General features: G+C 36.5%; 13 protein-coding genes. 5 read left to right on the forward strand and 8 right to left on the reverse strand.

Annotated features, from left to right (window positions below; translation table 11 throughout):
- Positions 1 to 134: 134 nt before the first annotated feature.
- From CD31_RS04155 to CD31_RS04175, 5 genes are all read right to left on the reverse strand, one after another.
- Positions 135 to 935, reverse strand: coding sequence for an alpha/beta hydrolase (locus CD31_RS04155; protein ID WP_036075950.1), 801 nt, complete (start codon positions 933 to 935; stop codon positions 135 to 137).
- Positions 932 to 1927, reverse strand: coding sequence for an ABC transporter substrate-binding protein (locus tag CD31_RS04160; protein ID WP_036075951.1), 996 nt, complete (start codon positions 1925 to 1927; stop codon positions 932 to 934). The genes CD31_RS04155 and CD31_RS04160 overlap by 4 nt, the downstream gene beginning before the upstream one ends.
- A gap of 45 nt (positions 1928 to 1972) precedes the next feature.
- The gene (locus tag CD31_RS04165) at positions 1973 to 3157 is read right to left on the reverse strand and encodes a helix-turn-helix domain-containing protein (protein WP_036075952.1); all 1185 of its coding nucleotides are present in this window, start codon (positions 3155 to 3157) and stop codon (positions 1973 to 1975) included.
- A 34-nt stretch (positions 3158 to 3191) separates the two neighbouring features.
- Positions 3192 to 4826, reverse strand: a complete 1635-nt coding sequence (locus CD31_RS04170) for a helix-turn-helix domain-containing protein (RefSeq protein ID WP_036075953.1) — start codon at positions 4824 to 4826, stop codon at positions 3192 to 3194.
- A gap of 97 nt (positions 4827 to 4923) precedes the next feature.
- Entirely contained in the window at positions 4924 to 5880 is a 957-nt protein-coding gene (locus CD31_RS04175; RefSeq protein ID WP_244905093.1) for an ABC transporter substrate-binding protein, read from the reverse strand.
- 222 nt (positions 5881 to 6102) lie between these two features.
- On the opposite strand from CD31_RS04175, the gene CD31_RS22685 reads away from it, so the two are divergent.
- The 3 genes from CD31_RS22685 (at position 6103) to CD31_RS22695 (ending at position 7011) form a co-directional block, all read left to right on the forward strand.
- Positions 6103 to 6330, forward strand: a complete 228-nt coding sequence (locus CD31_RS22685; protein ID WP_052125318.1) for a hypothetical protein — start codon at positions 6103 to 6105, stop codon at positions 6328 to 6330.
- 121 nt (positions 6331 to 6451) lie between these two features.
- A complete protein-coding gene (locus CD31_RS24150) occupies positions 6452 to 6679 on the forward strand; it encodes an MFS transporter (RefSeq protein ID WP_052125319.1) in 228 nt (75 codons plus the stop codon).
- 173 nt (positions 6680 to 6852) lie between these two features.
- Positions 6853 to 7011, forward strand: coding sequence for a hypothetical protein (locus tag CD31_RS22695; RefSeq protein WP_167334354.1), 159 nt, complete (start codon positions 6853 to 6855; stop codon positions 7009 to 7011).
- A 68-nt stretch (positions 7012 to 7079) separates the two neighbouring features.
- Here CD31_RS22695 and CD31_RS04185 read toward each other — a convergent pair whose 3' ends face one another.
- Entirely contained in the window at positions 7080 to 8357 is a 1278-nt protein-coding gene (locus CD31_RS04185) for a hypothetical protein (protein ID WP_036075956.1), read from the reverse strand.
- Positions 8358 to 8443: 86 nt separating this feature from the next.
- On the reverse strand, positions 8444 to 8872 hold the full coding sequence (locus CD31_RS04190; RefSeq protein WP_036075959.1) for a hypothetical protein: 429 nt from the start codon (positions 8870 to 8872) through the stop codon (positions 8444 to 8446).
- Between the two features lie 117 nt (positions 8873 to 8989).
- Between CD31_RS04190 and CD31_RS04195 the strand changes: the two genes are divergently transcribed.
- Positions 8990 to 10132 (forward strand): response regulator, encoded by a 1143-nt coding sequence (locus CD31_RS04195; RefSeq protein WP_036075961.1) that lies wholly within the window; start codon positions 8990 to 8992, stop codon positions 10130 to 10132.
- A gap of 59 nt (positions 10133 to 10191) precedes the next feature.
- On the opposite strand, the gene CD31_RS04200 is transcribed toward CD31_RS04195, so the two are convergent.
- On the reverse strand, positions 10192 to 11835 hold the full coding sequence (locus CD31_RS04200) for a hypothetical protein (protein WP_036075963.1): 1644 nt from the start codon (positions 11833 to 11835) through the stop codon (positions 10192 to 10194).
- A 253-nt stretch (positions 11836 to 12088) separates the two neighbouring features.
- Here CD31_RS04200 and CD31_RS04205 point away from each other — a divergent pair, with 253 nt between their 5' ends.
- Entirely contained in the window at positions 12089 to 14188 is a 2100-nt protein-coding gene (locus CD31_RS04205; RefSeq protein ID WP_036075966.1) for a methyl-accepting chemotaxis protein, read from the forward strand.
- The last annotated feature ends 51 nt before the right edge of the window (positions 14189 to 14239 follow it).

The following is a 14239-nucleotide window of genomic DNA, read 5'->3' on the forward strand; positions in this document are numbered from 1 at the left end:
TTAAAAATAATAAAGTATTCAACTTAGAATCACAGGTTCAGGAGATCGCTTGCATGTTCAAGGATCGTTTAGAGAAAGAGAAGTAAATGTTATAAAAATGCCCAAGTGGAATGATTACCACTTGGGTTTTTCTGCTAGGAATTTAAAAAACGTGGAAGGCGACTAAGCATACAAGGTAGAACGCTCACATGGTCCTCCTCATCAAACTTCACATAATTAGTATGAATGTTTTGGTTGCTTAAACGCTTCATTTGTTCAGCTGCTAGATCAGCTCCCTCTAACATATCTGGCAGCTCGTTAGCACCGATTGTGATTAAGAGATTAATAGTATGCTGAATTTTCCAACCTTTAGAAAATGTATCTATTTCTTTTAGTAAGGCATTGTTAGCCCACCAAACAGAGGGACTTCCGACTACTACATGACTAAATAAATGGGGTCTTGCACATAAAGCATATAGTGTGAAAAGACCGCCTAAGGAATGACCGACAATCGCTTGCTTCTTTTTATTGATAGGCCATTCCTTTGCTATAGTAGGCATGAGCTCGTGTTCAATAAAATCTAAGAACTCATTGGCTTTACCGTTTGGAGGCCAAGGTGCTCCATCTGGACGTGGTGGCAGATGTTCTTCGCTAACAGGTAGTGTAAAATCGTGACAGCGTCGTTCCATATCAAAAGGTTCCTTTGAGGGATAGCCGATGCCAATAACAAGAGTGGGATCATAGCCTTTTGGTTTACGTGTTTGTAATTTTACTGCCTCTGCAAGCGTTGGAAAAAGGGCGTCCCCATCTAAGGCGTAGATAACAGTATAACCATCCGCTGGTAGTTCATCTGTTGGGGCTGCAATTAAAATGCGATAATCTAGCTGTTGACGAGACGTCATGGCAACCTCAAAGTAGTTTTCTGATGTATAAGGTTTTTTTGTCATTATTGTCATGGCGCTAAAAACTCCAATACATCCTCTATCACTTTTCCTTGAGCATGAATACCGCCATTTAGCCAGTAATCCTCGGATGTCTCAAATACTTGACTGTTTTTGAAGGCTGCTGTACTTTGCCAAATTTTACTGTTCTTCAACTCATTTAAAAATTCATCCCCAAGATTACCATCATTGATTAGGAAAATATAATCGGCATCCAGCTCAGGTAGAATCTCCAATGATACTTCGAAGGCACCATTTTTCACGTAGCTGCTTTGTTCAAATCCTAATTCATGTGTTAAGACATACCCACTAAAATACTCATCCGTCATGAAAAACATCCCTTTTGCATTAAAGCGAATTAACGCAACCTTTTTACCGTTTGTTATAGAGGAAAGCTTTGTTTTTGCTGCATCTACTTTTTCTTGATAATCCTGTAAAGCTTGCTCAGCCATGTCTGGTTCATCAAGTAGTTGACCTAATATTTTAATAGAGCCTTCTAAATCACTTGCAGCATTTTTAAAAACATAGGTTGGTGCAATTTTTGCATATTTTTCATAGGTGCCATTTTCCACATAAAATGAATTGTGCAAAATAATTAAGTCTGGTTTATCTGCCATAATGGCTTCGGCTGAAGGCGGACCGCTTGCAAAGCTAATTTCTGGTATACCCTGTAGCTGATCTTGTAAATAAAGCTGTGGCTTAACACCGTTAGACCATTGCATAGTTGGCTTGATACCAAGAGCTAGTAGCGAATCCTCCATGACAGGTGCAAAAATTTTAGTAGGCTTAGCAGGTAGTGTTACTTCATTACCGACCTCATCTTTTATTGTCAACGGATAAACACTTTGCTCCTTTGTACTTTCGGAGTTAGACTGTGTTTTCTGTTCCTCTTCATTGTTTGACGGGATATTGCAGGCGGTTAGTATGCTGATAGTTAGCAAAAACATCGCTAATAGATAGCCCGATTTTATATTTATTTGACATTGATTACGGCAATTTCGTTTCATTGTTCATTAAAGTCTCCTTCCGGTGATAATCATTCTCAAATGGAATTATAAATCACCGTCAGATACGTTACCATGGACGGGAACAGGAAAAGGGTTTGGATTTTTTCCCGTTAGCATAAGCAACATCTCATCTAGCATTCGGTTTATAGCGATTGCTGAGTATTCAAACCAAGGATTCGAAGGTAAAACATAGACATGTCCATTTTTTACAGCACGGAGCTCTTTCCAACGATCAAGGTATTGTAGAGTAAGCCAATAATGTCGGGTTGGTGAATCTGGACAAATGATAAATAGTAAACGGTCAGGGTTTAAATTGACTAGCTGATCAAGTGTAATATGCTCGTTATATGTTTGTTGTTGGGCATTGATAGGGCGAAGCTGCAAATCTGTAAACAGTACATCCTGAATTCCTTTATTACAATATAAAAATAATTGATCGCCACATAATCGTAGAACGGCAAAACTATCTTCCTTGGTCGCTCGTTTAATTTCTTGCTTTGCCTCTAATACCTTTTGTTCGTAGGACTGTATGAAATGCTCACCCACGCTTTGCTTTTTGACAGCTATAGCTATTTCTCTTAGTTGTGTTCGCCAATCTTTTGCTTGAATATAGACATTTTCGATGCCAATAGTTTGAAGCCAATCAAGCATCGAGAGGGAGGGTTCTTCTTGAAAAATATGAATATCTGGCTTTGCAGAGGCTAATTTTTTGAAGTTGTCCTCTGATTCTGCATCAAATATATTAACATAGACTGGAATTTTCTCATGATAATGATTGTAATAATAAGGACTCCATTTAGCATCTAAAGGAGCTGCAACTGGTAGGATTCCAAGTGCTAATAAGTTTCCAGTAGTGGAGACCGAAAAAGTAGAGATACGCTTGCGGGCCATCTTACTATAAGCAGAAGGTGTAATCCCAACTTCCTTTTTAAATTTTCGGCTAAAATAAAATTCGTCACTGTAACCTACTTTTCTAGCAATCTCACGAAGTAATAAATCGGTATCACGCAGTAATTGCTTGGCATGTCCAATACGTAGCGCCGTTAAATAATCTGTTGCACTTTGATCAAATGCCTTTTTAAATGCCTCTCCAAAGTAGCTGGAACTCAGACCCGAAATGAGTGCTAGATGCTCAATCGTGAGAGGTTGATGATGGTTTTTAGCAATATAATCTCGAATATCCTTTAGTGATATTTGAGTTGTCGTATCTGTTCTACTTTCCGTTTTCATATATGAATGTCACCCCTTATTATAAGTATGAGAATTACCTGGCAGTAACCAATAGCTTTGGCAATGCACCGAGTAACTTCTCTCTTGTAAAGGCATCTCCGTAATTCCACTTTGTTGCATCCACTAAATAAGCATGGTTAGTTTGTACAGCAGGGAGTCCTTTCCAAATGTCGCTATTAATCAATTCAATCGTAGCCATTTGCGATTCGGGTTTATCAGATAACAACATAAAGATGCGGTCACCAGCATACTGAGGTAAGTGATCTATTGGTATTTCTCTATACCCCTCGCCTGCTTGAAGTAGTTTTTTGACTTGTGGGTGAGGCTGAAATCCATCTGGATGGAAAAGGGCAGTGGATAGACCTGTACAGCCCATAATAAAAAGGCGTTTGCCATGATCAAAAGTCAAAACAGATGCCGATTCACCAGGCTCTACAACTGTTTGAAGCTGCTGCCACATCGTTTTTTCTTGGGTTTTAAAGTGTTCTAGCCAATCTTCTGCACGCTGTTGTTGGCTAAGCCACCGTCCTAATAAAAGAACCCGTTCCTCTAATGAATCCCAGGAATTTAGGGTAATCGTTGGTGCAATAGAAGATAGCTCTTGATATTGCTGCTCGTCACTATTTGTAATGATAATTAAATCAGGGTTCAGCTTCGAAGATTTTTCAAGATTGATTGGAAAGGCAACATCTTGAATATAAGGAACATGGTTTTTATAGAAGGATTTACTAATAGAGTTTTTGTCACCACCTATTGGTTGCACATCAAAAATCAACATATCCCCAAACGTTTCTCCATGATAAATAACACGATGTGGTGAGCGAGGAATGGCTACCTCGTGTCCTGTCCAATCTTTTACAACAGTTTTTTGTTTAGATTGTCGTGCAAACTGTTTTGGAGGAATTCCAAATACCTGTCGGAAGCGGCGATTAAAATAATATTCATCATCAAATCCTACTTGCTGCGCAATATCTTTTAATGGCTCATTTGTTTGTAGCAATAATTCCTTGGCATTTGTAAGACGTAAATCTGTAATATAATCTAGCGGTTTCTTCCCAGTTAAGGTTTGGAAGATCGTACTATATTGCCATTGAGCTATACGAGCGAGTTCCGCTAGCTTTTTCACTGTTAAAGGCTGTTGAAAATAGTTATGTATATAGTCAATGGTTTCTTCAACTGCTTTTGTCATTGTCATCTGGTAGTTCTTATGAAGCTGATGTTCAAATAATAAATTTAATAGTTCATACAAGAGTCCTTGTTGTTTAAGAAAATCCAATTTAGGATTTATATTATACAGATCTTCGGTAAGACGAATTAATCGTGTATAAGGATAAATTGTATATTCCACTTCATCAGAAAAAATAGATCCTAGATGTGGAGAAGGGTGCTTATGTTTTAGCTGAAAGGCTGAAAAGGCAATTTTATAGAAACAGTAACCATTGTTTATATCCGATATATCAATCATAGTTTGAGGCTGTACAAGAAAAATCTTTCCTTTCGTCACCAAATAGGGAATATCATCAATCGTCAATGTCCCGCAGCCATTTGTAAAAAGTATCAATGTATGATGAGAAGTCAAGATAAACGGATAGCTCTGCGAAATACAGTCAATATTTTCAAAATGAAATAGTAAATCATTATTAATAGAAGCTGATTTGTTGTCTTCCATCTGTTCACTTCCTTAGTAAATGAAAATGATTATCAATTAAATGTATTGTATAAAAAGTAAAGAGACATTTCAACTAAGATGAAATGTCTCTTGTTAGCTATTTTTTTAACATATTAGGTAATTGTGATAACAGCCATTCTCTTGTTGAGGCATCGCTATCACTTTTTTCAATATCAATCGTGTAGACATGACCGTTCTTCACTGACGGTAGGTTCTTCCAAATTGGACTTTCCATCATTTCCTTTGTCGATTGTTTTGCTTCATCATCGGCTGGTGTTAGGATGAAAATTCGATCACCAGCATATTCAGGAAGAAGTTCTGTAGAGATTTCAGCAAAGCCTGTACCATCATCAAGAATTTTTTGTATTTTGTCACCAGGCTTAAGCACATTTGAATCGTATAAAACTTGAGAAAGTCCAGCACGTGCCATGACAAATAATCGATCTCCTGGATAATATGTTAAAACCGATGCCGTTTCATCTGGTTTAATGATGTCATCAGCTACAAGGGACTCCCACATTTTATCCGCTTTTTCTGTATAAGCATCCATCCATTGAGCTGCTTCTTCTTTTTTATTAAGTATATCGCCCAGCTCGGTTAAACGTTGGTTTAATGGCGCAAAAGTATCAAACACGATAGTTGGAGCGATTTTAGAAAGCTGTGAATATGTCTTATCATCAGAAGTACCAATAATAATAAGGTCAGGCTTTAATGACAATGTTTTTTCCACATTAATAGGAAAACCAACGTCCTCCAAATCTTTTACGCGATCTTCCCAAGCGTAATTTGTAATCCAAGAGAAGCCAGCACCTACTGTTTTGATTTTCAATGCAAGTAAATCACCGTATCCTTCTCCATGATAAACCACCCTCTCAGGATCTACAGGAATTTCAACCTCATGACCTAAATAATCCTTATAAACACGAGTTGTTGATTCTGATGTTGTTGTCTCTTCCTTCTTCGTTTCTTCATTGGTAGAACCACAAGCAGCTAGTATGATACTAACCAGTAATAATAGGCTATAAATGAGCATATGTCGCTTTAATTTTTTCATGTCTCTTCCTCCGTAAATGATAATCATTATCGATATAGGCTAGCATAAATTAGTCAATGGCCTAGAACAATGGATAAAATGAAAAAGGGCCATTAAGGTTTATCCAAAAATCTAACTGTAACTTTAAAATAAAATCCGTTTTACCGTATAAGTATCCTTCCATTGGTGGAGAATGGACCTTTCATTGGACTAAGATTCGTGTGTAATGAAAGGGGGTAAAAAATGAAAAATTGTTGGATGTTTGTCATAACAGGAATGCTATTAATTGTTACAACTACGGGATTTGGTCGCATGGCATATGGCGTTATATTGCCGTTTATGCAGGAGGGATTGAGTCTCACAACCATTCAATCTGGTTACTTAGGAACAATGCTGTTTTTAGGTTATGTACTAACAGTAGGTCTTTCTGGAGCTTTACAACACACATTGGTGCAAAAAATGTTCTGTTAGTAGGGGGAGCCTGTGCCATTTTAGGGTTAATAGGATTGGTGTTTGTTGCAAATTTCTGGTGGGCTGCCATCACACTGTTCCTTGCAGTGTTGGGAGTGCACCCTAAGAAACGAGGTCGGTCATGGGACTGTTAATGAGTGGAGCTGGGATAGGGATGCTTTTATCAGGTTTGTTGGTACCTTTCTTGCTTCATCAACTTCCTGAGTTAGGGTGGAGAGGAGCATGGCTAATTTTTGGTGTTTTGACACTAATCGTCGTATTGTTAGTGTTTTGTGCAATAAAGCAACCCAGTTCTATACAGAAGGAAACCATGCATGAAAAAACAACAACCTGGCGTAACAAGAGCTAATATCATAGCAGGTATTTACTTCTTAGTAGGGATTGTCTTAATCTATGCCAAATAAGCTGTATGATAATTCTTGAATTATCTAATGGCTAGCAGGCTCCATATATACTATTGCGAGGTTTATATCTAGTAGAGGTGCACCGTTTTGGGAGATGCTGGCAGAAGATATAATTGGTGTGAATAAGGCATTAACAACAGCCTTACTATTAGCTACTGTTGGCGATAAACTGCCAATCATGCAAGAGACCATGAGTGGATATATATTATCTACTATTCTTTGGGGTTCTTCACTCGGTGGTGTTCTAGTATTGACTTTCAAACTAATTCTAAATTGAACGGAGAAAAGATAGCACTAAAGAAACCAACATCGTTTCTCATTGGTATTTCTTTAGTGCTTTATATTTTAATTGTTTAGGATTTGGAATGTGTCAGATGTAGTTGTTTGGATAATATGACGATTTCCACTGATGATGAAATCGGCAGGTACTCGCTTACCCACATCGTTTGAGCGAACGATGGATGAATTTGCTGATAAACCTTCAATTATGATTTCCATATTGGCATCAAAGGTTACTGGTTTTTTATTCAATGTAGCTTGAAGTGTAATTCGGTTTGCCTTTTTTGTAACTTGAATATCCATTACCCCTTCATCTTCATTGACAAGTGTATAAAGTGGTGGAATGATGATGGTCATTTTGTCTTTTGTTGTTAGAATATAACGTTCCGTGTCAATTTCTGATGTGGCTACATTTATTTTGGCTCTATAAGTATTTTTATTTTTTGTCATTGCAGTTGTTTTCCCAGGAATAGCTGCTGTATCTGATAAATCAGGTTTTTTAGGTATGTTATCTTTTGTAGGAAGTGTGTGTTTTCCTTGTACAAAATCCACTAAAGTCCAAACGTTTGGCACGAGCTGCTGTTGGACAGGTGTTAATGCTTCAAAAGATGTTTTGACTGCCTGCACATCCTGAGCTGTAGACGTTTTTGGTGATAAAGCTGCAATTGCGTTTTCCACTTCTTTAGCTGCCGCTTTATCCTTCACAACAAGCTGTTCAGCATCAAGTAACAACTGTTCAATACCTACAGGTAAAGAAGCATTAGAAAACTTACGCAGTATATTAAGCTCTGCGCGGGCATCGGCTACATCCTTATGGAATGAGAGACGAGATGAATTAATCAATTGAATTTTATTGACTACCTTTTCAACAGATGTATTTGGTGCAATATAGGAAGTTAATATTTTTTGCGCAGATGCGCTTACAAAGGTTTTTTGTGCTGCATTCAAGGTATTATACCAATCTCTTGTTTCAATAACATTTTGATAATAATTAGCGGATGTAGAATCCACAGAATTTAATTTCTCTTCAATTTGTGCTGCAAGCTTTCGATAAGCAATTCTTGTCTGCTGATGTGATGACAATGTGGAATAGTTCGTGACATACTGTTTTTCTGTTCCCGTTAAAGCATTATAAGCCTTTAAAGCGGCCTCTAAATTTGTTTGGAAGGTAGCTGTTGTATTGTTAATATTGTTAATTAGTTGTACAACATTCGCCACATTAGCATTGTAGTTAGCAAGTATGTAGGCTGGCTTTGATATCTCAGTAGCCGATGCTGGCGTGCTGTAAAGAAGGGAGGGAACGGCCACTAAAGACAGTAATACTAATTTTTTTTTGTTTTTCATCTTGGAGAAGCCTCCTATTTTAATAGTTAATGTATATAGAACTGTAACCCAACTAATATTTGGTAGTATATTAATTCTATCATAGCCTAGGATTTTTTTATGCCCTTTTTGGGTGAATAGGTATAGTGGTTATAAAATTTATAGTAGAATGGCATAATTTTAGGAATCATATTGATAAAGATAATAGAATTATAGTGAGAAAACAGGTGATGTGAGGTTAATACATTGCCTGTTTTTTTATATTGTAGAGGTATTTTATCTTGTGTATATGGTTTAACACCTTCTGAAGCAAGGAGTAGGTTAGGGTATAGTTCCCATTCCTTTTGTAGCTTAATTTTAAAATCATGGTTAGTATCAAGTCCTCTTAAATCAATAGCCCCTTGTGTAGCAGCTACTCCTTTTGCAGTATTGGTGAAATCCATCCAAATAAAACGTAGAAGTGTAAGAAAGCAAAAAAACAATCCGGCAACGAGCATTATGGTAATTTTTTTAGAGAAAATTTTCTTTTTTATCATAAACAATAAATTTCGACAAATAGGCTCTATTCTCCTTCAATAGTAACAGTTCCCTATCAATTCTTTCAAAAAATGAACGATAATAATACAAGGAATAGTTTTTAAGGAGGGGAACAGATGAGAATCGTGCTAGTGGATGATGAATATTTACCATTAACGAGACTAAAAACCTTGCTTGAAAAAAGTAATGTCTCGGGAATTGAAATAGTTGGAGAATACACAGATTCTTTCGAATTACTTAAAGATATAGAGATCCTGCAACCAAATGTTGTATTTTTAGATATTGTCATGCCTGATATGGACGGCTTAGCATTGGGTGAAAAAATTCAAGAAATAGTACCTAATGTTGAGATTGTGTTTACTACAGGTTTTGATCAGTATGCTATTGATGCATTTAATCTACATGCTATCGACTATCTATTAAAACCTGTACAAATTTCACGTTTAGAAAAAACTTTAGAAAGGCTAGACCAAATCAATAACAAAGTAAAAGAAATTAAGCCTAGACTAACAGTAATAAAGCTTTTTGGTGGCCTTCATGTTGTTTTACCAGATGGTCGGACACAACCGATTAAATGGCGAACTTCCAAAGCTAAAGAACTATTTGCTTACATGCTAGAGCATAAAAATGAAATGATTTTCCGTGATACGATTCTAGAGTTATTTTGGCCAGAGTCTGATATTGATAAAGCATCAAAACAACTGTATACCGCCATTTATACAATAAGGAAAACATTAAAAAACTATGGGGTGGAGGGCGTGAAAATTTCAAGTCCTTTGCTAAGTTCTGGCTACAAACTAGTAGTTGAAAATATTGTGGTGGATGTAGAACAATGGCTATCTCGCTTAAAATTGCTACCTCCAATACAACAGACAACAGTCGATGAACATGAACAAGTATTCCAGATGTATACAGGTGATTATTTAGGAGATTGTGATTATTTATGGGCGGAAAGTGAAAGAGAACGTTTAAGAAGACTATGGTTGTACCATGCTCAGCAATTAAGCGAATTTTACATAAAAAATGAAAGTTATATTGCCGCCATAAAGGTGCAGGAAAAAGTCCAAGCACTATTCGCTGATGCCGAGGATAACTATTTTACTTTAATGAAACTTTACGATCTGCTTAATAATACAGCCGCAGTTGAGGAGCAATACTGGCTGTTAAAAAAGACGCTTCAAGAGCATTTGGCAGTGGAACCAAGTGAGGAGATTGAGGATTGGTATAGAAGCTGGAAACAGATAAATATCATGTCTTAAATAGATGCCTTTAATTAGTCAAAATTTTTAAGGACTCTGCATAAAGCAGAGTCCTTCTTTTAGTGTAATAAACCATCACGTTTAGCAGAGTTGTAATAGCTCAATGCGCTGTTTAAATTATTATAAGCACTTACGACTTCAAGCTGAGTTGCGTAATAATTGTTTACAATAGATTTAGCTTGTTCAATATAGTTATTTAGATAGATCCAATCATTTTGGGAAGTCCATTTTGAGTAATAAGGTACATCACTGCCATCTCCATTGTACGATATTGAAACAAGGTCATTATAGGCTGAAGTGATAAGGGACTCTAAATAAGATTTTTCGACATTATAACCACCATTTGTGCCATACTTATAAGCATTTTTATAAGTTCGTATAGCATTGTTTAAATTATTGATCGCGTTGGCAATATCGGTTTGAGTCGCATAATAATTATTGACAATTAACTGTGCAGACGAAACAGCAGCTTCGATTGCGTTTCTTTCCGTCTGAGTAGTCCAAGGCGAATTATAAGGTACATTTGATCCGTCCCAAGAAACCGTAACATATTGAACAGAATTAATTAAAGACTGTAGTGAAGCTTTATCGCCATAACCATATTTTGTACCACTCTTTTGAGCAGCTTGGTAGACTGCTAGTGCATTTTTGTACTGATTGATGGCATTTTTCACCTGTTCTTGTGAGGCATTTGAATTATTTGCTACAGCCTTCGCACTTGCTACAGCAGAATCAAACACTGTGCGGTCTGCTTGTGTCGTCCATTTGTCCGTATTTAAAATATCATAGCCGTTTACAGATACTTGTACATATGGTGGGGATGCGATAAGTGTATTAAGTTCCTTTTTATCAATAACAGGTAGTGTCACGGAGACATTTTTATTGTCTACTTGTACATTGTTTACCAGATGTCCTGAATCTAAAGCTACTTTAGTACCGCCCTTTACAACGATTTGCTCTATTTTACCCTCACCATAAAGATTGAAATCTTTCGCAACATCAATTGTAAGCTTTTCTATATTAGACATAGCTTCAAAAGATGTAACTTTACCTACTACATCTACTTTGGAAAGAGTTTGGTCAGAAGATATATTGACTTTAGTACGTTCCAAATTGATGTTTGATGATTTCATATCGATTAAAGTAACGTATAGCCAACTTACATTTTTCGTTACAATTGGTTTTAATGTAATTGTTTCATCTACTACTACATCATCAAGTGTAAGGGCTTTTTTTACTCTGTTTGTAATGAAAAGCTGACCATCCACACTAACATCTTGAATCTTTAGATAGTCTGCATTTACAGTAAGATCTCCAGAGATTTGTGCATCACCTCCATCAAAATAGACAGATTTTTTGCTTGTACCTGCTTTGTTTAATATTAATGAGGTAACGTCCGTAATTTGACCATTTTTCACTACAATGGTAGCCCGGGCATTTGTTAATGCAGTTTTATTTGAAGTATCAAATAGGGGCTTTAATGCCGATTGAACTCTAAATGTACCATTAGATGTTATCACAGTATCTTTTGTTATGTTTTTGATCGTTACGGATTCACCAATCACCTTTTTTGCTGCTGCTACCTGTGTCTCATATAAATTTGATTGAATTTGAGATGATGCGGCATTCGCAGTAGACATTGGTAATACTAGTGTCGCTGTAATAGCCGTGGCCATTAATGTTGATAGCGCTTTATTTTTCATGTGAGTCACTCCAATCATTCTATTTAATAGTTAATATATCATATTCTTCTATAATTTAGAATTCGAAGAGAATGTTTTACTATGAATCTCAATTCAAATAAGTCATTAGTCCTTTGTATTGAAAAATGATGATTGGCAATGTATCGGTATTTTTCTCTATAATTTTGTAAGTTTTCTACTTTATTTGCTAAATAATTTATTGTGATACAATCATCCATCCATTATTATTAGTATAAAAGTGGGGGTGTTAGTAATGAAAAAATCAAGAGGAATTGCCTTAAAACTTTCTTCCCTTATAATAGGATTATTTCTCATTTTATTTTTATCCTATACTGTCATAACGGGGATTATTATAAAAAAGCAAAGTGTTGAAGACGCAGAGCATGGAACATTGCAAACAGCTGAATCCTCTGCAGCTATTATGAGTGAACGCTTTAAGAAAGCCAATACGACATTACAAACAACAAAGCGTATCATAGAAAGCATGGAGAAGAATAATACGTTGTCTACCAAAGGTGTTATAGACATAATGGAAAATAATTTAGCTAACAATAATGACATTCTTGGGGTAGGAGCAATCTTTGAGCAGAATTCTATTATTCTTGAACCAACTGAGGCTGCTTTAATAGATACTAACAAGCGTTTTATACCTTATTTAAGTAAGAACGGAAATGATATCACGACTGCTCAAATCGAAGGTATTGATGATAAGAGTGTTTCTGAGTGGTATTGGGTACCAAAAGAAGACAGACGTGCAGTTTTGACGGAGCCCTATGATTATAATGTAAATGGGCAATCTGTATTAATGACAACGATTTCGGTGCCATTAATCAATGCTTCTGGAGCATTTTTCGGTGTATTGACAGCGGATGTATCAATAGACTTTTTAAATGATTTAACAAAATCGAACGCCCCAGCAGGCGGTTACGCAGCAATTATTACGAATAAAGGTGTGCTAACAGCTAACAGTTTTGGTGAAGAGCTTGTTGGGCGCAATATGCAAGAGGATCCTACTTGGACAAGTATTAGTAAGACAATGGAAAATGGTGAACTAACAAGTATGTACGCTGATTCTAATCAGCTGAAGGAAAAGGCATATAATGTTTTTGCTCCAATGATTTTAGAGGGCATTGACGAAACTTGGACTGTTCAAGTCGTGTTAGCTGAATCAAAGATCCTAGAGACATATAATCATGTATTTGTATTTACGATTATTGCTTCTATTATTATGGTCATTTTGATGACAGTTGCAAGTGTGTTATTCATCTATAAACAGTTAAAGCCACTTAAATTTTTACGTGCATCGATTGAAACGGCAGCCGAAGGGGATTTAACACAAAAGGTAGAGGAGAAATATATTAAGCCTGATGAAATTGGAGCAGTGGCTGTGGCCTATAATAATATGTTGGATAAAACCAATAGTGCAATTCAAACCGTTCTAAATTCTACGAGGTTATTGAACCAATCTTCTAATCAGGTAAATGAGGCATTTAATGAGGTAGTTGCTTCTAGTCAGGAGGTTTCGGTAGCTATCAACGAAATTGCACAGGGAGCTTCGAAGCAATCAGAGGATACAGAAGAAACAAATTATCGGATGATGGATTTATCTGATCAGATTGATGCCATTACGTCCCTTTCCAATGAAATGGATGAGCTATCTCATAAAACAGGTGTAACAACGGAAAAAGGATTGCATGAGGTTGAAAGTTTAAGAGTGCGTAATATGGAGACAAATGAGATGAATGGGCGTATCCAGCAGCAAATAGAATCATTAGCTTCTAATATTGCCAATATTAATCAGATCATTGCTTCGATCCAAAGCATTACCGAGCAGACTAATCTGCTAGCTTTAAATGCAAGTATTGAGGCAGCACGTGCTGGTGAACATGGTAAAGGATTTGCTGTAGTAGCAGAGGAAGTTAGAAAGCTAGCAGAACAATCTAAGAATGAAACAGAAATTATTAAGAGTACGGTAGAAAGCATTCTTGAAAATTCTCAGCAAACGGTTGCTGTTATTGCATCTAATGCAGATTTAATGCAATCACAAAATGAGTCAGTACAAAGCACGCAACTAGCATTTAAAGATAGCAGTGACTTGTCAGGTTCAATTGCCAATTCTATTAGTGAATTAATGAATAAATTATCTAGTATGTTAGAGCATAAAAATCAGGCAATCATGGCTATCCAAAGCATTTCGGCTATTTCAGAGCAAACAGCAGCCTCTGCGGAACAAGTAAGTGCTTCCGCAATGGATCAACAAGCAGAATTACAAAAAGTAGCAGAGTCTATTCAAAATATGAACGATATTTCAAACGAGCTACAAGAGGTTGTAAATCGATTTAAGCTTGCTTAAAGGGAAAGGCTGCCTTCGTTATAGAGGCAGTCTTCTTTTATTGTGAAAGTC

Source organism: Lysinibacillus boronitolerans JCM 21713 = 10a = NBRC 103108, from assembly GCF_000772935.1.
GTDB classification, from domain to species: domain Bacteria; phylum Bacillota; class Bacilli; order Bacillales_A; family Planococcaceae; genus Lysinibacillus; species Lysinibacillus boronitolerans.

Coding starts and splice junctions, on each gene's coding strand:
- CD31_RS04205 (WP_036075966.1), top strand. CDS start 12,089: ATGAAAAAATCAAGAGGAATTGCCTTAAAACTTTCTTCCCTTATAATA.
- CD31_RS04155 (WP_036075950.1), bottom strand. CDS start 935: ATGACAATAATGACAAAAAAACCTTATACATCAGAAAACTACTTTGAG.
- CD31_RS04160 (WP_036075951.1), bottom strand. CDS start 1,927: ATGAAACGAAATTGCCGTAATCAATGTCAAATAAATATAAAATCGGGC.
- CD31_RS04165 (WP_036075952.1), bottom strand. CDS start 3,157: ATGAAAACGGAAAGTAGAACAGATACGACAACTCAAATATCACTAAAG.
- CD31_RS24150 (WP_052125319.1), top strand. CDS start 6,452: ATGGGACTGTTAATGAGTGGAGCTGGGATAGGGATGCTTTTATCAGGT.
- CD31_RS22685 (WP_052125318.1), top strand. CDS start 6,103: ATGAAAAATTGTTGGATGTTTGTCATAACAGGAATGCTATTAATTGTT.
- CD31_RS04195 (WP_036075961.1), top strand. CDS start 8,990: ATGAGAATCGTGCTAGTGGATGATGAATATTTACCATTAACGAGACTA.
- CD31_RS04185 (WP_036075956.1), bottom strand. CDS start 8,357: ATGAAAAACAAAAAAAAATTAGTATTACTGTCTTTAGTGGCCGTTCCC.
- CD31_RS04200 (WP_036075963.1), bottom strand. CDS start 11,835: ATGAAAAATAAAGCGCTATCAACATTAATGGCCACGGCTATTACAGCG.
- CD31_RS04170 (WP_036075953.1), bottom strand. CDS start 4,826: ATGGAAGACAACAAATCAGCTTCTATTAATAATGATTTACTATTTCAT.
- CD31_RS04175 (WP_244905093.1), bottom strand. CDS start 5,880: ATGAAAAAATTAAAGCGACATATGCTCATTTATAGCCTATTATTACTG.
- CD31_RS04190 (WP_036075959.1), bottom strand. CDS start 8,872: ATGATAAAAAAGAAAATTTTCTCTAAAAAAATTACCATAATGCTCGTT.